Annotated in this window: 13 protein-coding genes; 6 read left to right on the top strand and 7 right to left on the bottom strand. The window is 63.7% G+C overall.

Annotated elements, in window-relative coordinates; genetic code table 11:
• Positions 1 to 710 precede the first annotated feature (710 nt).
• Together KF708_22570 and KF708_22565 are read left to right on the top strand one after the other, a co-directional pair.
• Positions 711 to 8,057 (top strand): hypothetical protein, encoded by a 7,347-nt coding sequence (locus KF708_22570; protein MBX3415485.1) that lies wholly within the window; start codon positions 711 to 713, stop codon positions 8,055 to 8,057.
• Between the two features lie 293 nt (positions 8,058 to 8,350).
• Positions 8,351 to 9,688 (top strand): DUF1501 domain-containing protein, encoded by a 1,338-nt coding sequence (locus KF708_22565; protein MBX3415484.1) that lies wholly within the window; start codon positions 8,351 to 8,353, stop codon positions 9,686 to 9,688.
• 100 nt (positions 9,689 to 9,788) lie between these two features.
• Here KF708_22565 and KF708_22560 read toward each other — a convergent pair whose 3' ends face one another.
• Positions 9,789 to 10,091 (bottom strand): carboxymuconolactone decarboxylase family protein, encoded by a 303-nt coding sequence (locus KF708_22560; GenBank protein ID MBX3415483.1) that lies wholly within the window; start codon positions 10,089 to 10,091, stop codon positions 9,789 to 9,791.
• A 150-nt stretch (positions 10,092 to 10,241) separates the two neighbouring features.
• Positions 10,242 to 11,537, bottom strand: a complete 1,296-nt coding sequence (locus tag KF708_22555; GenBank protein ID MBX3415482.1) for a PQQ-binding-like beta-propeller repeat protein — start codon at positions 11,535 to 11,537, stop codon at positions 10,242 to 10,244.
• Between the two features lie 542 nt (positions 11,538 to 12,079).
• On the opposite strand from KF708_22555, the gene hisE reads away from it, so the two are divergent.
• Positions 12,080 to 12,406, top strand: coding sequence for a phosphoribosyl-ATP diphosphatase (gene hisE, locus KF708_22550; protein ID MBX3415481.1), 327 nt, complete (start codon positions 12,080 to 12,082; stop codon positions 12,404 to 12,406).
• 20 nt (positions 12,407 to 12,426) lie between these two features.
• On the top strand, positions 12,427 to 13,269 hold the full coding sequence (locus KF708_22545) for an ATP phosphoribosyltransferase (GenBank protein ID MBX3415480.1): 843 nt from the start codon (positions 12,427 to 12,429) through the stop codon (positions 13,267 to 13,269).
• 49 nt (positions 13,270 to 13,318) lie between these two features.
• Here KF708_22545 and KF708_22540 read toward each other — a convergent pair whose 3' ends face one another.
• Positions 13,319 to 14,779, bottom strand: coding sequence for a DUF1501 domain-containing protein (locus tag KF708_22540; GenBank protein MBX3415479.1), 1,461 nt, complete (start codon positions 14,777 to 14,779; stop codon positions 13,319 to 13,321).
• Positions 14,780 to 15,016: 237 nt separating this feature from the next.
• On the bottom strand, positions 15,017 to 15,502 hold the full coding sequence (locus KF708_22535) for a hypothetical protein (protein MBX3415478.1): 486 nt from the start codon (positions 15,500 to 15,502) through the stop codon (positions 15,017 to 15,019).
• Between the two features lie 185 nt (positions 15,503 to 15,687).
• Between KF708_22535 and KF708_22530 the strand changes: the two genes are divergently transcribed.
• Entirely contained in the window at positions 15,688 to 15,969 is a 282-nt protein-coding gene (locus KF708_22530; GenBank protein ID MBX3415477.1) for a hypothetical protein, read from the top strand.
• Between the two features lie 62 nt (positions 15,970 to 16,031).
• Here the strand turns inward: KF708_22530 and KF708_22525 are convergent, their stop codons facing one another.
• The 3 genes from KF708_22525 to KF708_22515 form a co-directional block, all read right to left on the bottom strand.
• Entirely contained in the window at positions 16,032 to 17,531 is a 1,500-nt protein-coding gene (locus tag KF708_22525; protein ID MBX3415476.1) for a DUF1501 domain-containing protein, read from the bottom strand.
• Between the two features lie 3 nt (positions 17,532 to 17,534).
• The gene (locus KF708_22520) at positions 17,535 to 20,657 is read right to left on the bottom strand and encodes a PSD1 domain-containing protein (GenBank protein MBX3415475.1); all 3,123 of its coding nucleotides are present in this window, start codon (positions 20,655 to 20,657) and stop codon (positions 17,535 to 17,537) included.
• 202 nt (positions 20,658 to 20,859) lie between these two features.
• Positions 20,860 to 21,057, bottom strand: coding sequence for a hypothetical protein (locus tag KF708_22515; GenBank protein ID MBX3415474.1), 198 nt, complete (start codon positions 21,055 to 21,057; stop codon positions 20,860 to 20,862).
• Positions 21,058 to 21,498: 441 nt separating this feature from the next.
• Here KF708_22515 and KF708_22510 point away from each other — a divergent pair, with 441 nt between their 5' ends.
• The gene (locus KF708_22510) at positions 21,499 to 22,317 is read left to right on the top strand and encodes a hypothetical protein (protein MBX3415473.1); all 819 of its coding nucleotides are present in this window, start codon (positions 21,499 to 21,501) and stop codon (positions 22,315 to 22,317) included.
• Positions 22,318 to 22,357: the final 40 nt, after the last annotated feature.

Genomic DNA, 22,357 nt, shown 5'->3' with positions numbered 1-22,357 from the left:
CGTGCCCTGTCATGGCGGGCAACCCCGCGGGCGCCCGTCGGGTTGAAACCGCCCGCAGGCAGGTGTTTCGACGCGATTCTCCCCCCTGCTGCAAACCATCCCTGGTACGGAACGTACGGATTCCACGAGTTTTTCATTGACACGCCCGGACTCCTTTGGTTCCTTGGAGCGTATGGGGTCCATGAGCTGGAGGGTTACGCGCCGTTTTGACGGTTGAGCGGAGTTTGAGGAACAGAGCCGGGGTCGAAAGGCGTCGTCACCCCACGCACCACATCGGGAGGACCCCGAGGCGCGTTGTCGGATCGGCCCCAGCGGGGCGGATCGAGCGCTCCACTTCGAGTCGTGGGTAGCTGGCCGAGTAACTCATCTCTTCGATTGGCTCGACGGTAGAACGGTCACTTCGTTCCTCTGCCCGTTGGGAAGCTAGTCCGCCCGATCGCTCAGAGCGTGGTCCGAGGCGCGCCGCGTGTGCGTCCTGCGCCGCGACTCGAGGCTGCCGGTTCGATTGGTGCGTATCGCTCTGGCGATGCGCTCGCGACCGACGACACCGATTACAACTACCGACGAACAACATCGAAGCAACGAGCGCCATCGAGATGCTTAGTTCCTGGATTCGCCGTTCGACGTCTATTTTTCAATCTGCTCCTCGTGCTTCGCACAAGCGTTCTCGTAGCGCCGGCCCACGTGGCCGTATCGGCGAGCGTATCGGCATGGAGCCCCTCGAAGAGCGGCGCCTGCTGGCGGTCACGCCCGAGTTGCTGAAAGACATCAACACGATCTCGACGCAGATTCCGGCCAACCTGGAGTCGATCTCCGATATCGTGGCGGTGAATAGCACCGTCTTCTTCGTGGCCGACGATGGCCTGCACGGCCGCGAGCTCTGGAAGACCGACGGCACAGTGGCCGGCACGTCGCTGGTGAAGGACATCATGCCGGGGGGCATCAGCTCGAGCCCGCTGAGTTTGGTGAACTTCAACGGCACGCTCTTCTTCTCGGCGTCGAATACCAGCGGTCGCGAGTTGTGGAAGAGCGACGGCACCAGTGCCGGCACCGTGATGGTGAAGGACATCAACCCGGGCGACGCCACGTCGTATCCCCGCTACTTGACCGTCTTCAATGGCAGCCTCTTCTTTGCGGCCAATAACACGACGAACGGCACCGAGTTGTGGAAGAGCGACGGCACGACGGCGGGCACCGTCCTGTTCAAGGACATCAATAACGGGGCCGACCCGTCCTCGCCGACCAATTTCACCATCGTCAACAGCACGATGTTCTTCCGGGCGAACGACGGCGTCAACGGCGCCGAACTGTGGAAGACCGATGGCACGGAAGCCGGCACGACCATCGTCAAGAACATCGGCACCGCGCAGCTTTCGTCCGGGGCCGAGAACTTGACGAACGTCAATGGCACGCTCTTCTTCTCGGCGACCGATCAAGTCAACGGCTTCGAGCTGTGGAAGTCGGACGGTACCACGGCCGGGACCGTCATGGTGAAGGATATTCGTCCGGGCGCTTACAGCGCGCTGCTGAGTACCGAACTGGTCAACGTGGGGGGCACGCTGTTCTTCGTCGCCAACAGCGATACTTCGATCGAACTGTGGAAGACCGATGGCACGGAGGCCGGCACGGAGCTCGTCAAGGACATCAATCCCGCGGGGGCGTCCGCGCCGCACGAACTCACCAACGTGGGGGGCACGCTGTTCTTCGCCGCGAACGATGGCACCAACGGCATCGAGTTATGGAAGTCGAACGGCACCAGTGCTGGCACCGTGATGGTGAAGCACATCCGCAGCGGTAGCGCCGACGCGAATCCGACCGGGCTGACGAACCTCGCGGGCACGCTCTACTTCGCCGCCGCCGACGCCGGCAACGGCAACGAACTCTGGAAGTCGGACGGCTCCGAGGCCGGGACGGTCCTTGTCAAGAACATCCGTAGCGGTAGCGCGAATTCCGATCCCGTGTTGTTGACCGCCGTCGGCTCCTCGCTGTACTTCGTTGCCAATGACGGTACGACCGGTGTCGAGCTGTACAAGTCGGGCGGCACCAGCGCCACCACGAACAAGATCGTGCCGCTCGTCGAGCAGCAGCTCATCGTGCAAGAAACCGTAATGGTCGGCAGCACGCTCTACTTCAGCGCCGACGACGGCGTGAACGGCGTCGAGTTGTGGAAGTCGGATGGCACCGCCGGCGGCACGATGCTGGTAAAGGATATTCGCGCGGGCAGCGCGGGCTCGGTGCCGACGCGCTTGACCAACTACAACGGCGTGCTGATCTTCCGCGCCGACAACGGCACCAATGGGGTCGAGCTCTGGACGAGCGATGGCACTTCGGCCGGTACCCTTATGCTGAAGGATATCCGCACTTCGCCCAACAACGCGGCGTCGTCCGATCCCGACAATTTCACCCTCGCCGGCACGACCCTGTACTTCACCGCGAATAACGGCACCAATGGCCTCGAACTGTGGAAGACCGACGGCACCTCGGGCGGCACCGTCATGGTCAAGGATATTCGCTCGGGTTCGGCGAGCTCCTACCCCTCGCTCCTGACGAACGTCAACGGCACGCTCTTCTTCCAGGCCTTCGATGCCACGAATGGCTTGGAGCTGTGGAAATCGAATGGCACCGACGCGGGTACCGTGTTGGTCAAGAACATCGCCGCGGGCAACGTCAGCTCGTATCCCAGCAGCCTGACGAATGTGAACGGCACGCTGTACTTCGCCGCGACGGACGGCACGAATGGCGTCGAGCTGTGGAAGTCGGACGGCTCGTCGGCCGGTACGGTCCAGGTCAAGAACATCAACCCCAGCGGCGACTCTTCTCCCACGAACCTGGTGAATGTGGGAGGCACGCTCTATTTTGCCGCCAACGACGGCACGAATGGCGTCGAGTTGTGGAAGTCGAATGGCACCGATGCCGGCACCACGCTGGTCAAGAACATCAATCCCGCGGGCAACGCCTCGCCCACGAGCCTGGTCGCCATTGGCAGCACGTTGTACTTTGCCGCGACCGATGGCACGAACGGCGTCGAACTGTGGAAGTCGGACGGCACGACGGCCGGCACCGTGCAGGTGAAGAACATCCATGCCAGCGGCGATTCGTCTCCCGCGCGGCTGATCGACGCAGGGGGCACGCTCTATTTCACGGCCAACAACGGCACGAACGGCATTGAGCTGTGGAAGTCGGACGGCACATCGGCCGGCACCGTGCAGGTCAAGGATCTCCTCAGCAACGGCGCCAGCTCGAACCCGCAAAACCTGGTTGCCGCGGGGAGCACGCTTTATTTCTCGGCCGACGATGGATCGGGTCGGCGGTTGTACAAATCGACCGGCACCGAAGTCAGCACCGTGCTGGTTCGGCCGAACCCCTCGTTGAACTCGAATGCCTCGCAGTTCACGCAAGTGGGCGGCACGGTCTTCTTCGTGGCCGACAACGGCGTGAACGGCACCGAGTTGTGGAAGACCGACGGGACGCTCGCCGGCACGGCGATGGTCAAGGACATCAACCCCGGCGCCGGCAGTTCGTACGCCATGCGCCTGACGAATGTCAACGGCACGCTCTTCTTCTTCGCGACGAATGGCGTGAACGGCCTCGAACTGTGGAAGAGCAACGGCACCGATGCTGGTACCGTGATGGTCAAGGATCTCAATCCTGGCTCGGGAAGCACCGGTACGCCCAGCTTCCTCTCGATGATCAACGTCAACGGGACGGTCTACTTCAACGGCGATGATGGCGTCAGCGGCGGCGTGCTGTGGAAGTCGGACGGCACCGAGGCGGGGACGGTCGAGGTGAAGGCGGCCGTGGGGGGCTCCGTACCCCTGTCGTTGATTCCCTCGTTCGCCAATGTCGGCGGCACGCTCTACTTCTCGGCCGAGGACCTTACCAACGGCCGCGAATTGTGGAAGTCGAACGGCACCGATGCCGGCACCATGATTGTCGCGAACATCAATCCCGGCGCGGCACACGCCACGCCCTCTAACCTGACCGATGTCGGCGGCGTGCTCTACTTCACGGCCACCGATGGCACGAACGGTATCGAATTGTGGAAGTCGGACGGCACGGACGCCGGCACCGTGCTCGTGAAGAACATCAACGCGAGCGGCGACGCCAGTCCTACTTCGCTCACGAACGTGAACGGCACCCTCTTCTTTGCCGCCACCGATGGCGTGAACGGTATCGAATTGTGGAAATCGAATGGCACGAGCGCCGACACCGTGCAGGTGAAGAACCTTGCCGCCACGGGCGATTCGAGCCCGCAGTCGCTCGTCAACGTGAACGGCGTACTCTACTTCTCCGCGACCGACGGCGCCGCGGCCAATGGACGCGAGCTGTGGAAGAGCGACGGTACCGAGGCCGGCACCGTGCTGGTGAAGAATATCGCGGCGGGGGCCGCCTCCTCCGATCCGCAGTCGCTGGTGAACGTGAATGGCACCCTGTTCTTCTCGGCCGACAACGGAACGAATGGACGCGAGCTGTGGACCAGTGACGGCACCTCGGCCGGCACCACGCAGACCTCGGATCTGCAAGCGGGGGCCCAAGGTTCGGATCCGGCCTCGCTCGTGGCGGTCGCCAATCGGCTCTACTTCTCCGCCAATGACGGCTCTTTCGGCGTCGAGCCCTACACCGTGCTGGTGATCGAGCAGTCGACCACCGGCGAAGTCATCTTCTCCTTCACGCCCGATGGCGCGAACCCCGGCAAGTTCATCGTCACCGCCACCGAGGCGATCGCCGACGTGCAGGTGCTCGAGATTCGCGTCAATGCCAACGGCGAATTGGAGTACAGCGTCGATGGCGAGCCCTTCACCAACGATCTCGACTCGGTGACCCCGGGCGTGCAGTCGTTGCTCGTGGCGGATATCTCGCGACTCGACATCGATCTCGGCGACGACGACGACACGTTGATTGTGAACAACTCCGGTCCGGGCGGTCTGGCCATTCCGGCCATCGATGGTATCCAGTTCACGGACAGTATCGGCGGCACCGATTCGCTTGTCGTCCAGGGTACGGCCGGCAACGACACGATTACGGTGGCGCCGGGCAACGTCGTGGTCACGGTCAATGGCCGCACGATTGGCGCCTCGGCCGCCATCGAGAACATCTCGATCGACGGTCTCGCCGGCAACGACACCATCACGATCGACGCGGCGGCCTTTGCCTCCGGGACGTTCTCGGTCCAGGGAGGCGCCGACTCCGACACGCTTGTCGTCGACACGAACAGTGCCAATGCCGACATCGTGGCGGTGACGGACTCCGCGGTGAACGTGCAGTTGGGGCCGAACCCAGGCGCTGCGCCGGTGCGCACCTACAGTCATGCTGGCTTCGAAGCGCTGACGATCAACACGAACGACGGCGCGGACACGATCACCATCACCCAGCCCGCGGTCGGTAGCTTCCCGGCGGCGGTCTCGATCAACGCCGGTGGTGGCGATGACTCGGTCAACGTGCATCTCGGGCTGGCGGGCACCGCCAGCACGTTCACGGTCGATTTGGGAGCGGGCACCGCCGATCGCTTGAACGTTCGCACGATGAGCTCCGAGGCCGATCTGGTCACGGTGCTCGGCACAACCGTGACCGCCCAGATCGGTCCCAACGCCGCATCGGCCCCCTTGAAGACGGTGAACTACACCGGTGTCGAGACGTTGATCGTCTGGACGGGCGATGGCGACGATACCATCTCGGTCAAGCAGCCGGTGGCCGGCGCCTTCCCCGACATCGTCGCGGTCGAGTCCGAGGCCGGAAACGACCTGGTCGAGATCGAGCTCGGTCTGGCCACCACGACCAGCGTGATGGGGGTCATCATGGGCGCCGGCACGAACGATCGCCTGAGCGTCTTCACCCGCAGCACGCAAGACGATCTGGTGATTGCCACCGGCTCAGCGGTCCGTGCCCAGTTAGGTCCCAATCCGAATTCGGCCCCGCCGAAGACGATCAACTATACGGGCGTCGAGAGCCTGAGCCTGCTGACCGATGCCGGCAACGATACGATCTCGACGCGTCAGGGAGATTCGCCGACTTTCCCGGCCTTCGTCTCGATCTTCGCGCAAGACGGCAACGACCTGATCGAAGTCGAGATGGGATCGACGCTCGCCACGCAGGCGACTGTCTTTGGGATCGATGCCGGGGCGGGCACTGGCGACCGCTTCACCTTCTTCACGCGTAGCGGCCATGCCGATAAGGTTGTCGTGACGGGCGCGAGCGTGCAGGCCCAAATCGGGCCGAACGCCTTGAGCAATCCGTTCCAGACCGCCAACTACACCGGCGTCGAGCAATTGGGCGTCGTGACGGGGGGGGGCAACGACACGATCTCGGTTCGCGAGGGAGCCACCCCGACCTTCCCGGCCGTCATGGCCATCGAGCCCCAGGACGAGAACGACCTGGTCGAGATCGAGCACGGCCACGCGACCGTCGGTACGGCCTTCGGCGTCAATGCCGGTGCCGGGACGGAAGATCGCCTCAGCGTCTTCACCCGTAGCGGCCACGCCGACTACATGCTGGCCAACGAGAGCTTCGCCGCCTCGCGTTCTGGTCCGGACCAGGCCAATAACCCGTACAAGGTGGTCAACTACACGGGCGTCGAGATCCTCAGCCTCCTCTCTTCGGGGGGCAACGACACCCTGCAGGTCAACATGCCAGCCACGGGCACGATGCCGATCGTGGCGCTCGAGGGCATGGATGAAGACGACACCTTCATCGTCAACCTGGGGGGCAACCCGGCGGGAGCCAATGCCTTTGGCGTCAACGGCGGGGGCGGCTCGCTCAACACGCTCCAGGTGAGCACGAATAGCGGCCACTCGGATAACGTGCTCATCACCGGCACGTACGTCGCGAGCCAACTCGGTCCGAACGCCGCGGCGAATCCCTACAAAACGGTCAACTACACGAACATCGGCGTACTCACGGTCTTCACCGGCGGTGGCGACGACGTGATCACGGCGACCATGCCCACCTCCGGCTTCTTCCCCGGCTTCGTGAACCTGCGCGGCCAGGACGAGAACGATACCTTCATCGTCAATCTGCAGTCGGCCTCGAGCGTCGGCTTGTTCAGCGTCGACGGCGGCGGTGGAGCAAACAACCGCCTCACGATCAATTCGCTGGGCGGCATGAACGACTTTATCCGCGTCGGCGGCACGATCGCCGAGGTGCAGATCGGCCCGAACGCTCAGGCCAATCCGAAGAAGACGGTCACCTACCTGCAGATCAACGAGCTGAACGTGTTTGGCGCCGGCGGTGCCGACACGATCGTGGCCGAGCAGCCCGACTCCGGTTCGTCGCCGAACATCGTCAATCTGCTCGGCGGTGACGAATCGGATAGTCTCGAACTGGCGCTGGGCGGGGTCTTCTCGACGGGTCGCTGGACGCTCGACGGTCAGGGCGGAGCGGACAATGTTGCGACGATTCTCGACAAGCCGGGCTTCAATACCTTCATCACCGTGGCGCCCAACGCCGCCCCCAGCGTGATCGGCGTCAAGAATGCCAACTTCTTGCAGGTCTTTGGCCAGGATGGCAACGACCGCATCGAGATTAACGTCGACATCGAAAGCTTCGTCAACGGTGGCGCGGGAGACGACACGATCATCGGCAGCTCGCGGGACGACGTCCTCTTCGGCGATGTCGGCAACGATGTGATCGAAGGCCGCGGCGGCCATGACGTGCTGATCGGCAGCGTGGGCAACGACACGTTGCGGGGTGGCAACGGCCGCGATGTCCTCTTCGGGGGCGCCGGCGCCGATTCGTTGAACGGTGGCGCCGACGACGATATCCTCATCGCCGCGGTTACCACGCACGAGACGACCTTCGCCTCGGTTGTCGCGATCATCAACGAATGGGCCTCGAACCGCACGCTGCAACAGCGGATCGCGAACCTGACCAACTCGAATCCCACGGCCGATCGGTTGAACGGAAACATCTTCCTGTTGCCGGGCAGCACGGTCGCCGACGACGAAGCCGGCGCGGTCGACAGCCTCTTCGGCGACAGCGGCCTCGACTGGTTCATCTACGAGTTCTCGGAAGACAACGCCCAAGACCGCGTCAACGGTCAAGATGTTGGCATGGACGTCTAAACGCAAGACGATCGAGCATCGTCGGATCCGGCAAGCTCGCGGGGCACGCACCCGCGCGCGTTTGCCGGATCTAACAAAGATAGGCACATCGTCGCGTCGATCGCGTGCAAACAGGTAACTCTCAAGGGGTTACTCTGCTTGACTCCCCCCTCGGCCAACTGATAAAACGGTGACGATGCGTCAGGATTCGTCCGTCCCAAGGACGGGGGAACGTACGTATCGCCGTACACCAGTTTGCCGGTGTGCATCCCGCCTCGAAATCCCACCGACGTCTCGAAAGCGGAGTATCTCCCATGCTTTCGATCTACGGCCAACGCAGCCGACGGTACTGCGATGGCGTTTCGCGCCGATCGTTCCTCAAAATCGGCGGCTTCGTCTTTGGGGCGCAATCGCTCGGTCTGTCCAACCTGCTACGCGCCGAGTCGGCGGTTCCCTCGGGACGCCGCCCCAAGGCGCTGATCAACGTATTCCTGGGCGGCGGCCCACCTCACCAGGACATGTGGGAAATCAAGCACGATGCGCCGGCCGAGATTCGTGGCGAATTTCGTGCGATCCATACGAACGTGCCGGGCATCGACATCTGCGAGATCTTTCCCCGCATCGCCAGCATCATGGATCGCTGTGCCGTGATTCGCTCGGTCGTCGGGGCCGAAGATCGCCACGATTCGTACCAGTGCATGACGGGCTGGCGGTTCGAAGATCTCCGCGCGCTGGGGGGCCGGCCCAGCATCGGCTCGGCGATTGCCAAGCTGCAGGGCCCCGTCGATCTGTCGGTGCCCCCCTTCGTGGGACTGGCGAATGCCGGCGTGTGGAAGCATCCCGGCGGTCCGGGCTTTCTGGGGCCGGCCTATTCTCCCTTTCAGCCCGACGGCGAAGGCATGGCCAACATGCGCCTGGGCGACCTTTCACTCGAGCGGCTGCAGGATCGGCGTGGGTTGCTGACGAGCTTCGATCGCCTGCGCCGCGATCTCGACTCGCGTGGCGCGATGGAAGGAATGGACGCCTTCGGTCAGCGAGCGCTCGAGGTACTCACGTCGAGCAAGCTGGTCGACGCTCTCGACCTGTCGCAGGAAGACCCCCAAGTGCGCGAGCGCTACGGCAACGGCCAGCCCTACCAGTTCCAATACGACGGCGCGCCGACGATCAACGAACATCTGCTTATGGCCCGCCGTCTGGTCGAGGCCGGCGTGCGCTGCGTCACCATGACCTACGGCCGTTGGGATAGCCACGGCGACAACTTCGGCCTGGTGCGCGATCATGGCTCGAAGCTCGATCAAGGCCTGAGCGCGTTGATCGAGGATCTCGACGTCCGGGGCATGCTCGACGACGTGACCGTCATCGCCTGGGGCGAATTTGGTCGCACGCCGCGCATCAATAGCGGCGCCGGCCGCGACCACTGGCCACAGGTGAGCTGTGCCCTCCTGGCCGGCGGCGGCCTGCGTACTGGTCAGGCGATCGGTGCGACCAACCGGCTCGGCGAATATGCCCAGGAACGGCCCGTCCACTTCCAGGAAATCTTCGCCACGCTCTACCACAACCTGGGCATCGACGTGGCGAACACCACGCTCAGCGATCCGACCGGGCGGCCGCAGTATCTCACCACGGCGGCTCCCATCCGCGAGCTAATCTGAGCCGGCGAAGGCGACGCCGATCCGACGTCGACGCCGCCTGCCTGTCTTTTGTCTTTCGTGCGACGGTGCTGGGCCGCGCACCCAGCGGGGTGTACGGCGTTTACTCCAACGTGTGCGTGCCGTGCGTGATGGCGCCCCCCGCTCGAAGCGCCGCGGCGATCAACGTCGTTTCTGCCAGTTCTTGCTCGGTGGCTCCCGCCTTGCGGGCCTTTTTGGCGTGGATTTCGATGCAGTAAGGACACTGCGTCGTCAGCCCCACGGCCACGGCCATCAGCTCCTTGTACTTCAGTGGAATCGCTCCCTCGGCAAAGGCGGCTTCGTCGAAGGCCATAAAACCTTTGAAGCCCTCGGGCGAAAGTTCGCCGATCTTCTTCAGCTTGGTCAGATTCTTCATGTCATACATGGCAATCTCCTGATGAAATTGTCTCGGTGGTCGCGGCCGTCGTGAGATAGCGTCCCCAGGGCCGAGCTCGCTGGCCGGACGAACGTCTTGCGCACACGCGCGGCGGTCTGTTCGCAACTTTTTTCTGGCGACCGTCGGCGACCGCTGAGCCTAGTCTGGCTGTGCCAGACAGTACAGCATTTCTTGCGGCTGGCCATCGACGAGTTCGAGAACTCGCAGATAGATGCGGCCGCCACAGATCGTCGCACTTCCCATCATCTGCTCGCCCAACTTGTTCGTGCCCACTTCTTCGTACTTGTCGGGGCGGGCGCGATAGATGTAGGTCTCTCCCGTCTCGTTCGTGGCGTAGATACAATCGCCCACGAGCACGGGCGACGAGCTGAAGTCGCCGCCCAGGCGTTGTTTCCATTGCGGCTTGCCGGTGTCGCTCTTCCAGCAGACGGCCACGCCCGCGTCGAGCACGCCATAGAGGAAGCCGTCCTTCTCGAGCAGCGAGGGGACGTAGACGCGATCCTTTGTTTCCCATTCGATCTTGCCCGAGCCGTCGGCCCGGATGGCGGCCAGGTGGCTCTTGGGATAGCCGCCGCTGGAGAAGACTCGCTCGCCGTCGGTCACGGTGGACGTGACGCATTCGGTCGTGGCGCCGGCGACCTCCCAGATTGGGTCGCCGCTGGCCGGATCGAAGCTGGCTACCAGGTTGCAGCCGATCAACAGAAGCTGATCGCGCCCGGCGGCATGCAGCACGATCGGGGACGTGTAGTTCGGCTCCTTCGGTCGATCGTGCTTCCAGACGATCTCACCGGTTTCGCGATGCAATCCCGCCAGCACGCCCCCGGCGTGACTATCGGCCGCCGCGAGAACGAGCGATTGATAAATCGCGGGCGAAGCGCCGTACCCCTGGTGAATGACGTAATCGGCGATCTTCGTCTGCCAGAGCTTTTCGCCAGTCACACTCAGCGCGGTGACCGAGACGGCGCCGCTGTTGGCGAAACTGATGAAGAGGCGTTCGTCATCGCAAGCCACCGTGCCCGACGCCCCCGACGACTTCTCGTGTTTGCGCATCAGCCCGCCGCGATGTACCTCGGTCTGCCAGAGGGGCTTCCCTGTCGCGCGATCGTAGCAGAGCACCGATTGTGTATCTTGCTCTTCGTCGGCCGTGGCCAGAAACACGTGCCGCCCGACCACCGTGGGCGAGCTATGCCCACGTCCCGGCACGGGACTCTTCCAGGCGACGTTCTGCGTGGCGCTCCACTCGGTGGGGGGCTGTTGATCGGCATTGGCCACGCCGTTGCGTTGCGGTCCCCGCCACCAGGGCCAATCGGCCGGATCGACCGTGATGCCATCGTGGACCCCTTGCCCAAAAGCACTGGCAGCTAGAAGCATCGCAACGGCGGCCAAGGTGGCAAGGTGCAACCGGAATCGGGCAAGCTCGAGGCGTGGCAACATCATCGGGAGTATTTCCGGCGGGGCACGACGGGGTGGTGTGCAACGTGAGTATGGGAATCGGCAGCCGCCGCATTTTAGACACGCACACGCGACGAGTGCTATCAAGAACACCGACGAATCGAGCCCCTTTTTCCGCGAGAAGACAGCCGATCTGTCTCCTCAGCCGCGACCGATCAGGGGCATGTTCGTCGCCATGACGGTCACGAACTGCACGTTCGCCTCGAGCGGCAGATAGAGCGTTTAGCTTGTCACCATGTGGAACATGCCCCTGCGCACCAGGAAGCGAATTCGCCGTTCTTTACGACAACCCCGCAGGTGGCAGCGTCCATTCGACAGCTTGCCGGGTGTCCGGACCAATTGCTACCCAACGGGTAAAGACCTACATTCGAGGCTTGCGTCCGAGTCCTTGCTATCGAACCGCGGGCTCGGAACAGATATTTTCCCAGTTGGCGGCCTTGCTGAGAAGCCGGTCCGCCCCGCTCGAAAATCGAACCTCCCCCGAGGCTGCCGTGTCCGACGAGTCGCATATCCTGGCAAAACTGATGGCCGTGGTCGAAGATCGCCGGCGGAACCCCCCCGAGCGAAGCTACACGACCAGCCTCTTTGCCGGCGGTGTGGAGAAGATCGGCCGCAAGATCGACGAAGAAGCACGTGAAGTCGTCGAGGCGGCGGGCGAGCCCGGCGAAGAGGGACGCCAGCACCTGATCCGCGAGGCGGCCGACCTGATTTACCATTTGTTCGTCCTGCTCGGCTACCGCGAGGTCAAGCTGGCCGAGGTCGAGTCGGAGCTGGCGGGGCGCTTCGGTATCTCCGGGCTCGATGAAAAGGCTGCCCGCTCGCAGCAGAAACCTACGTCGGAGCCGTCGTGAGCAAACCATCGCTCGAACACCTGCGCATCGGAGTTCCCAGCAAGGGCCGCCTGGCCGAAGTCGCGGCTGACCTGCTGCACGAGGCGGGACTCAGCTTTCGTCGCCAGGAACGCTCGCTCTTCGCGCGCTGTCGCGAGATGCCGATCGAAGTCACCTTTCTCCGCACCGAGGACATTCCCGTCCTGTGCGCCGAAGGAGCGATCGATCTCGGCATCACCGGCAGCGACTTGCTAGCCGAAAGCGGGGCCGAGTTGACAACCCGGCTCGAGCTGGGCTTCGGCCGCTGCCGGCTGGCGATTTGCGTGCCGGAAGAAAGCTCGATCCAGAATCCCGGCGAGTTGGACGGCTGTCGCGTCGCCACCAGCTTTCCGCACGTCACCGAGCGCTTTCTGGCCAGCCACGACGCGACGGCCCATATCGTCACGCTGACCGGTTCGGTCGAGATTATGATTGCGCTGGGCGTGGCCGACGCCATCGTCGACTTGATCGAGACGGGCAGCACGCTGGCGGCGAATCGGCTGCGGTTGCTCGCCGAGATCGGCCACTACGAAACGGTGCTCGTGCAGAACCGCGCTGCCCGGCATGCCGAGATGGCCGATCGCATCGTGCGGCGGCTCGAAGGGGTGGTCATCGCGCGGGCCTACTCGCTGCTCGAGTACAACATCGCCCGGACGAAACTAGCCCAGGCCGAACAGATCACGCCGGGCTTCAACTCGCCGACGGTCAGCTCGCTCGAAGACCCCGGCTGGTGCGCCGTCCGCGTAATGGTCCGCCGCAACGAGGTGATCGAGATCATGGACCAGCTCGAAGCGCTGGGCGCCTCGGCCATTCTGGAAATGCAAATAAAAAACTGCCGCCTGTAAGATTCCGGCGGCAGCTTGGTTGGTCGCACGACTCGTCGCGTACTGGGCGCTAGGCGAGGATGCCGGTGACGACGTTCCCCTTCACCAGCTCGCGCGGCTGGTTGAGGTGGTTGTAGACGATCGTGTCGGGGGCGATGCCCACGCTGTGATAGATCGTCGCTAGCAGATCGCAGGGATGCACGGGGCTCTCGATCGGCGCGGAACCGGTCGCATCCGACTTGCCGTAGACGAAGCCGCGTTTGACGCCGGCGCCCGCCACGCAGGCCGTATAGCAATAGGGCCAGTGATCGCGGCCGTCGTCCGAGTTCTGATTGCCCGAGGTGCTCACGCCGCGCTTGGGGCTGCGGCCGAACTCCCCCACGGCCACGACGAGGGTCTCGTCGAGCAGGCCGCGCTGGTCGAGATCGCTGATGAGCCCCGCCAGGGCCGTATCGAACATCGGGGCTGACTGCTTCTTCATGCGGTCGGACAGTCCCGTGTGGTGATCCCACGAGTGGTTGTCGGAGTTGGCGATCTTGGGCCAGTTCACCTCGACGAAGCGCGTGCCCGCCTCGACCAGGCGGCGCGCCAAGAGACAGCTCTGTCCGAACGTGTTGCGGCCGTACAGATCGCGCGTCGCGTCGCTCTCTTTCTTCAGGTCGAAGGCGTCGCGGGCGCGGCCCGAGATGATGAGCCCCAGCGCCTGCCCGTAGTAGGCATCGAGATCGTACTTGGCCGTGGCCTTTTCGATCGTCTCCATGCCGCTGTTGATGGCGTCGCGGAGGCGCGAGCGGCGTTCGAGCCGCGCCGAGGAGACCTCGGGACGCAGGTTCAAGTCGTCGACCACGATGCGCTCCATCTTTTCCATATCCATGTCGTCCCCCGACGGATACAGATAGTAGGGGTCGTACGCGCGGCCGAGGAACCCCGCCGTGCCCGCCTTGCCCACCACGTTGCTCTCTTGCAACGGGCGCGGCAGCATCACGAAGGGCAACATCGGCTCCGCCGGTGGCTTGATGCGAATGATGTTCGAGCCGACGTTGGGAAAATCTTTCGGGCTGGGGGGCTCGAGCTGTCCCGACGGGCTCACCTTGTCGGCCGTGTAGCCGGTGAGCATCTGGTAGATCGCCGCCGTGTGATTGAACAAGCCGATCGGCGTGTAGCTCATCGAGCGGATGAGCGTCACGCGGTCGGTCACCTGGGCGAACTTCGGCATCGTCTCCATCACCTGCACGCCATTGGTCTTCGTGTCGATCGGCTGGAAGACGCTGCGCACGTTGTCGGGCGTGTCGGGCTTGGGATCCCACAGGTCGAGATGGCTGGGACCACCCTGCAGGTAGAGCAGGATTACGCTCTTGGCCTTGTTCCAGCCGTGACCGCCGGCAATGCCCGCCTCATTCGCCTGCGCCTGCATTCGCAGCACGTCGGCCAGCGACAGACCGAGCATGGCCGATCCGCCCACGCGCAACAGTTCGCGACGCGTGACACCGTCGCAGGTGTCCTTCGAAGTCCGACCGGGAACGACCAGCATGTCCGTGGCCTCCGCCGTGATGTAGGTCAGGTACGCCGTACCTGACAATGACTGAGAACGAACGCGGCACTCTGCGCCAAAACTTCGCGGCAGAACGCGCATCGAATTACCGCCCAACAAGCCGTCAGTCTACCGATCAAAATCCGCCGATGTCAACGATTTTGTGGTCGCTGAAATGACGTAAATCAAGCTGCCATGAGAGCTTGAGACGGTATTAATCGAGGCCGAGCCGGTGTTTTACGGCACGTACAGGAAGACGCCCGCATTCGTGTTCGTATCGCGACTGCTGCTCGATTTGCCGAACTCGTACCAGTTGGTCCACGAACGCCAGTCGACGTGTCCCACGTTGAGCGGCGACGGATCGTAGACGAGCACCGCATCGTCGGCGATGCCGGCGATCACCACGATGTGCGTCTTGCCATTGACCCACAGAGGACCGTAGTCGCGCAGCCAACCTTCGAGCGTCGCCAGCGAGGGAGTCAGGGGAGGCACTACCCGCAGCCCCAGTCGCTTGGCAAAGGCGATGATCTGGCTGTCGGAGATGCCCGTGTCCTTGCTCCACATATCGCCGCTGGCGGCATCCTCCGAAGGATCGATGATACCCGCCTCGCACGAGCGCGTATGTTCGCGCCGCCAGGTGATGAGCATCTGCGCGCTGGCGTACCAGCAGGCCATTTTCTTGGTCTGCGGGATGAGCGGCATCCCGGGAACGACGTAGGACATCGACGCACTCCTTTCCGGGTGGTCTCCGGTGAGATCGCAGAAGTTCGTTGAAAATGGGAAAGCCGCGTCGAAGAGCGACACGGCACGCCTCGCAAGGAAGGTTATCGAGCGGGCGAGGCGAGAGTTGCGTGGAATCGGGAGGGGAATTTTCAACCGCCCAGCAGTCACGATCAGCACTGCGGTCAATGACGCGAGAGACCTTTAGCCGCCTGGTCAACGTCTCGGTCCGCGCTATCGCTCAACAGGAATCGGGCACGAAGGTAGAGAAGCTCGAACGTCCCTACGTCGAAGTGCTGCGCCTCTATCGCGAGCTCAGCGACGCCGTCGAACCGGCGGCACTAGGACCGTGGTTCGTCACGCCGAACGATGCCCTACAGGGTCTCAAGCCACTCGAAGTCATCGATCGCGGCGAGATCGATCGGTTATGGGAAATGGCCTATCGATTGCGATCGGGCATGCCGGGCTGAGTGCCGCACAGACAATACGACCACGACGCACGCATCGAAACATTCACTGCACAGATTCAGAATCACCCAATCACCCGCTCGACCACGTTTCCGGCTACATCGGTCAGACGAAATTCTCGGCCGTTGTAGCGGTAGGTGAGCTTGGTGTGTTCCAGGCCGGTGAGGTGCAAAATGGTGGCGTGCAGGTCGTGGATCGAGACGCGGTCTTCGACCGCCTTGTGACCGACCTCGTCGGTCTTGCCGTAGAGGGTACCGCCTCGAATGCCGCCGCCAGCCATCCACGTCGTAAAGGCGTGCGGATTGTGGTCGCGACCCGTGCCCCCTTTCTGCACGAGGGGCAACCGGCCGAACTCGCCCCCCCACACCACCAGGGTCGATTCGAGCAAGCCGCGCTGCTTGAGATCGGCCAGCAGCGCCGCGACGGGCGTGTCGGTTTCGGCGGCGAACCCGCGGTGGTTCGATTCGATGTTCGTGTGGCCGTCCCAGCTCTTTTCGTTCTCGGTGCCGCCGCTGTAGATCTGCACGAAGCGGACGCCGTTCTCGACCAGGCGCCGCGCGATCAAGCATTGGCGTGCGAAGTGCGCGCACTTTGGATTGTCGAGCCCGTACAGTTTTTGCGTGGCGGCGGTCTCGCGGTTCACGTCGAGCACCTCGGGCGCCGACATCTGCATGCGATAGGCCAGCTCGAAGCTCTCGATCCGCGCGGCAAGCTCCGCCTCGTGCGGATGCTGCTCGAGATGCCGCCGGTTCAACTGCGCCACGAGATCGAGCTGCGCCCGCTGGCGATCGGACGCCATCTCAGCCGGCGGTACCAGGTTGTGAATCGGCGGACCCTGGTTGTTGAGCTGGGTGCCCTGAAAGATACTGGGCAGAAATCCAGCGCCCCAATTCTGCGCCGCCCCCTTGGGCAATCCGCGGCCGAGCGTGTCGGTCATGACGACAAAGCCGGGCAGGTTCTGGCTGGCCGAGCCGAGCCCGTACGTGACCCACGAGCCGACGCAGGGAAAGCCCATGCGGCTCATACCGGTATTGATCTGAAACAGCGCCGGCGAGTGGTTGTTCGTCTCGGTATGGCAGGAGTAGAGGAAAGCCATGTCGTCGACGTGCTCGGCCATCCGCGGAAAGACCTCGGAGACCCAGGCCCCAGACTCGCCATGCTGGGCGAACTTGAAGGGGGACTTCATCAGCGGCCCGACCTGCTCGACGAAGAAACCGGTGTCTTTGTCGAAGCCAGAAAGCTCTTTGCCATCCTGCCGCTCGAGCTCGGGCTTGTAGTCCCACAGGTCGACGTGGCTCGGACCGCCGTTCATGAACAGCCAGATGACGGCCTTCGCCTTCGGCTCGAAATGTCCGGCCCGCGGCGACAAGGGATTGAGCGGCGCGGCGGTCTCACCCCGCGCGATCGTTTCTCCCCTGGCGGCCGAGCCGAGCAGTCCCTCGTTCGACAGCAGCGAGGCCAGGCTCAAGGCCCCCAATCCGCCACCAGCGCGGCGCAGGAAATCTCTCCGCGTGGCAAAGTGCCCCGCGTGCGGCGTGCCGAAGAGTGGATGGGGATTCGTCATGGCCTACTCGATGTACACGAACTCGTTCAGGCAGAACAACGCGTGGCAGAAATCGACGAGCGCCTCGCGGCGCGCCGTGGCAACGACGCTGTCGACCGAGCCCGCCGCACTCCCCGCGGTCGCTTCGCGCGCCGCAAGGTAGGCGAGTGCGTCGGCCAGTTCCGTTTCGTCGGGAGCGCGCGACAAGGCGAGACGATACGCTTCGGTCACCGCCTCGGCCGGCACGATCTCTTCGCTCGGCGCCGCGCGACCAGCCAACCCCCGGGCATACTCGCGTACCTGGGGATTGTTCATCATCAACAACGCTTGCGGAGCGATCGTCGTCGTCGTGCGCTGCGAGGTGCTTTGCAGGGCATCCGGCGCGTCGAACAACTGCATGAAGGGAATCATCTCGCTGCGTTTGACGGTAAAGTAGATGCTGCGCCGGCGGCTGGCCTGATCGAGCGTGCCGGGCCCATACATCTGCTCGTCGAGCAGACCACTCGTGGCCAGCAGCGCGTCGCGGACCGCTTCGGCCTCGAGTCGATGGGGCACGCGCCGCCACCAGAGCGCGTTGTCGGGATCGCGCTGCGCCGCCACGTCGTTGACGTCGGTTCCCTGCTGGTAGGTGGCACTCGTCACGAGCAGTTTGTGTAGTCGCTTGAGCCGCCACTCACCGGCAATCAGGTCGCGGGCCAGCCAGTCGAGCAACTCGGGATGCGTGGGGCGTGCCCCCTGCGTGCCGAAGTCGCTGGGCGTGGCCACGATGCCGCGGCCGAAGTGCCCCGCCCACAACCGATTCGCGGCGACGCGCGCCGCGAGATGCCCGGCCCCCGCCTCCACGTCCGTCAGCCAGTGCGCCAGCGCCGTGCGGCGGTAGGAGAGCTTCGAGCCTGCGGGCGGAGTCGCCTGCCAGCGCCCGGCTCCCTCGTCCGCGCGCGTCAGCACGCGCAGAAAGCCCTGTTCGGCCACACGATCTTTGAGCGTGAGATCGCCCCGTTTCAACACGTAGGTCTGCTCGTAGAAATCGGGACCCTGCGTGTGCAGTCGTACGGCCGGCACGCCCTCGCTCGACACGAGCACCTTAACTTTCTCGGCGAAGGGGGCCTTCGCGGCATGTTCATCGGCGGCGCGCTTGAGCGCTTGCCAGCCGGCGTCTTGCGGCGCGAACCACGCCAGCAGCGCCGCACGCTCTTCGGCCGAGCGTTCCGACTCCGGACGATCCAGCGCCGCCACGATGCCCGCGGGATACGCCGCCGATTCCAACGCGGGGCTTTCCGCCGATTCGGCCAGCGCGACGCGCAAGCGGCCGATGTTGTGCCCCTGGTTGTTGCCAAAGGCGAGCACGAGCGTCAGCGTGCGTTCCTGCCCTTCTGCCGGCGGCAGCGCGACGTCGAACGCCGCCGCATGATCGCGTCCGAATTGAGGATCGACGGCCCAGGCCGACTTGGCGTCGCCATCGATGGCCGCTGCCACGGGCAAGCCTTTCTGCTCGAACGTCGCGCGAGGATTCGAGAGCGTCGCCCCGACCGGCGCCGCGGCGCCGCGCGCGCTCAACTTCACGTCCGAGAGGGCGATATTGCCATTCGCGGCCCGTCCGGGACCTCCCGCCACCAGCGTCGGATGGCTGAGCGCTTCGAGACGCAAGCCGGTCACCGCGCGCGTGCCGGTGGAGATCTCGAGCGTGTACGTATCGAAATCGGCATTCGTGCCCGTCACGAGATACGAACCGTCCGCCTGCCGCTCGAACGTCGCGCCTCCCGACGATTTCAACGTCGCGGGATCGACCTGCGTCCAGCGTGGCGACTCTCGCAACGACGACCAATTCTGTTCCCAGTCTGCCAGCCCCGCCGGCAATTGCTCGCGTTCGTAGGTGGCCAGCGCCTCGGCAAAGGGGGCATGCTCGCGATCGAACGCCTCCTTCGCTCGCGCATAACCTTCCGGATCGACCAGCAAATCTGGTTCGCTGCGCACGGTCGTCGTGAACGTCGACAGCAACCGGTAATAATCCTCGGTCGGAATCGGATCGAACTTGTGATCGTGACAGCGGGCGCAGCCGACGGTCAGCCCGAGCGTCGAGAGCACCGTGGTCGAGAGCATGTCGTCCAGCTCGTCGTAACGCTCTTTTTCGGCCTGGTTCTTCGTGATCTGCGTGCTATGCACGCCGGCCGCGAGAAAACCCGTGCCCTTCATGGCCAGCAAGTTGTCGGGCGCGAGCTCGTCGCCGGCGAGTTGCCAATGCACGAACGTGTCGTAGGGCAGATCCTGATGGAGCGCCTCGATCACATAGTCGCGAAAGTGATAGGCGGTCGGCCGATCGTAGTCATGCTCGAAACCGTGGCTTTCGCCAAATCGAGCCAGATCAAGCCAGGAGCGTCCCCAGCGCTCGCCGTAGCGCGGGCTCGCCAGCAATCGATCGACGAGCGCTTCGTACGCCGCCGGCGAAGGATCGGCCACGAACGAGTCGACCTCCTCGGGCGAAGGGGGCAGCCCGGTCAGGTCGAAGTAAACGCGGCGAATCAATTTGCGAGGTTCGATCGGCGCCGTCGGGCGCAGCCCCTCGGCTTCGAGCCGCGCGAGAATAAATCGATCGATCGGCGTGCGACACCAGGCCTCGTCCTGCACCGTGGGGGGCTCGACCTCGGCCAGGGGACGAAACGACCAGAACTCGCGCGCCGCCTCGACATCGAGCGCCGGCTTCTGGGTGGGGGACGCTGCGGCGGGAGGCTCGTCCCGCGGATCGGGCGCCCCCATCTTGACCCATTCGACGAGCCGGGCCACGTCCGCCCCGGGCAATTTGCCGTTGGGGGGCATCTCGAAGTCTTCGTAACGCACCGCGCGAATGAGAGGACTCGCCTCGGGATCGCCCGGCACAACGGCCGGGCCACTGTCGCCACCCGTGATCCAGCCGGCGCGACTATCGAGCCGCAGTCCGCCACGCACCTCCTTCGCGTCGGCCGAATGACATGGATAGCAGTTCTGCACCAACAGCGGCCGGACGTGCTTCTCGAAGAACTCGACCTGCGCCGGTTCGGGCTGGCCTTCGGCTGCCAGCGTGCAGGCCGCCATCCAGGCCTGACTGAGCAGCACCATTCCACAAAGGGCGCAGGAGAGGCGGACGCGAGGCAGCAACGGGGCGTGAAGCATGTCTGCCGAGGCGGGAACGCGGGGGGGGGATGGTTAGTATTGTCGCGCGGCAACAGCTTGCCCCAGAACGGGTCCGGCGCATGCCACCCGGCCGCAACCGCGATTTTAACCGACCACACCGAGCCGGGCGAAGCAATTTCGCGTCGTGGGAAAAGAGACCAACTTCACCCCCTTCGATGGCCACAAAGGGACACCAGAGGCACTATTGAGTAGCCGCCTGATCGATGCGTCGAGCGGTGGGAAACTCGCGCAGGGCCTGCTCGGGAGAATCGAAGACGTCCACCAGCCGACGGCGGTTGTTGGCATGCTCGAAGATCACCCACGTCCGCAACGAGGGCCCAAACGCCTCGAGCGTGTACTCGACGGCAGGGCGGTCGGGATGAGAGGACTCGCTGGCCATACCCCTAGCATCGCAAACCGGTGCGACAACTGTGTGTCGCAGGCAAACGAACTAGGGCAGAAAAAGTGCTGATTTGGCCCTTCAAAAGCGCTCTTAATCAGCACCAAAGGGGGGTCTACCCCTTCGGCCGACCCTCCCAGTCGCCATGCCCAACGATCTGAGAGGAATGAAAAAAGGCGCTGGACGGATTCGAACCGTCGGTGGTGGATTTGCAATCCTACAGTAAGGTCTGACACCGTACGATCTTGCGTCTGAATCGCGCAGATTTGGTATCTTCAATATCGGCACCCTGAGTCTCGAAGGATGAAAAATCAGGCTCGCGGCTAACAGTCGCGGTAACAGTTTGTCGGGTCGCGGCTGATCCCCGCATTGACCACCGCTCGCGTGGAAACATCATCGCCACGCGGGCGGCTGGTCTGCCCGGCCGAAAGGATGATGAACATGCAAGACCGCGTCGACGGTTTGCGGGGTGTGTCGAACATGGCGGCCGATGTCCTAAGCGCCGCGATGGATGCCCGCATTGCAGCCGAAGAATATCGGCGAACCGGCCACCCGCGCTATGGCGAACGCTTTGAAGCGGCCCTGCGAGAGCTAGAGTGTGAGCTTGCCGATTATCAAGCAGAGATCGGCGAATACGACGTCGCCTTCATCGATAAAGCCGTCGATAACGTGCGTGTTCTCGGCACGTCCCCAAGCCAATCGATCCATGACGACATCCAGTGGCTCGCCCTCGTTGTCGGCGACGTTGCCTTTGCTGTGTCGCGAGAATTATCTGGGGAAGAGGTCGAGGTCGCGGTTGAGTACGTTGACCCCGACCTGCCAGATTCGGCGTTGATCTTGCTTCACATAGAGACCGCGCTGGATGCGTTCTTCGCTTCATCCCCCGACCTGGATGCACTCAACCGCGCAAGCAAAATGCGAGAGCAGGAGCTGTCGCGGGCAATCCTTATTGCCTGCAGCCCCTCCACACCGCCTCTTGACGATGCAGGCGAGGGCAAAAACCATGCGCACCGTGCGCACCGGGAGAGACTTTTTCCGAAAGGCCTCCCTAGCAGAATCAGGAACTGCACTGACATCGTGGACTTGGTGGTCAAGATCGATGCTGAGCAGACAGCGGAAAAGGGTTGGGATGAAATTGCCCGTGAATTCACGGGGGAAACAGGCAGTAGCCGAAAGGACACCCCAAAGGCTCGCCGGTATGTCGGGCGAATTCGCGCGATGGTAACCAAAGGGATCGTCAACCTGGCTCGCATCTCATAGCGTGCGCACTGTGCGCATCGTGCGCACTGGCGACCTAATA

It is taken from the genome of Pirellulales bacterium, from assembly GCA_019636335.1.
In the GTDB taxonomy this organism is placed as follows: Bacteria; Planctomycetota; Planctomycetia; order Pirellulales; family JAEUIK01; genus JAHBXR01.
Note: the sequence above shows the minus strand (reverse complement) of the source record. Positions and strands in the feature narration are given on the sequence as shown.

Bases quoted from the DNA above. Each gene is read 5' to 3' on its own strand.
- KF708_22515 (MBX3415474.1), bottom strand. From the start codon at position 21,057: ATGGCCAGCGAGTCCTCTCATCCCGACCGCCCTGCCGTCGAGTACACG.
- KF708_22555 (MBX3415482.1), bottom strand. From the start codon at position 11,537: ATGTTGCCACGCCTCGAGCTTGCCCGATTCCGGTTGCACCTTGCCACC.
- KF708_22520 (MBX3415475.1), bottom strand. From the start codon at position 20,657: ATGCTTCACGCCCCGTTGCTGCCTCGCGTCCGCCTCTCCTGCGCCCTT.
- KF708_22510 (MBX3415473.1), top strand. From the start codon at position 21,499: ATGCAAGACCGCGTCGACGGTTTGCGGGGTGTGTCGAACATGGCGGCC.
- KF708_22530 (MBX3415477.1), top strand. From the start codon at position 15,688: ATGACGCGAGAGACCTTTAGCCGCCTGGTCAACGTCTCGGTCCGCGCT.
- KF708_22570 (MBX3415485.1), top strand. From the start codon at position 711: ATGGAGCCCCTCGAAGAGCGGCGCCTGCTGGCGGTCACGCCCGAGTTG.
- KF708_22525 (MBX3415476.1), bottom strand. From the start codon at position 17,531: ATGACGAATCCCCATCCACTCTTCGGCACGCCGCACGCGGGGCACTTT.
- KF708_22565 (MBX3415484.1), top strand. From the start codon at position 8,351: ATGCTTTCGATCTACGGCCAACGCAGCCGACGGTACTGCGATGGCGTT.
- hisE (MBX3415481.1), top strand. From the start codon at position 12,080: ATGGCCGTGGTCGAAGATCGCCGGCGGAACCCCCCCGAGCGAAGCTAC.
- KF708_22540 (MBX3415479.1), bottom strand. From the start codon at position 14,779: ATGCTGGTCGTTCCCGGTCGGACTTCGAAGGACACCTGCGACGGTGTC.
- KF708_22560 (MBX3415483.1), bottom strand. From the start codon at position 10,091: ATGTATGACATGAAGAATCTGACCAAGCTGAAGAAGATCGGCGAACTT.
- KF708_22535 (MBX3415478.1), bottom strand. From the start codon at position 15,502: ATGTCCTACGTCGTTCCCGGGATGCCGCTCATCCCGCAGACCAAGAAA.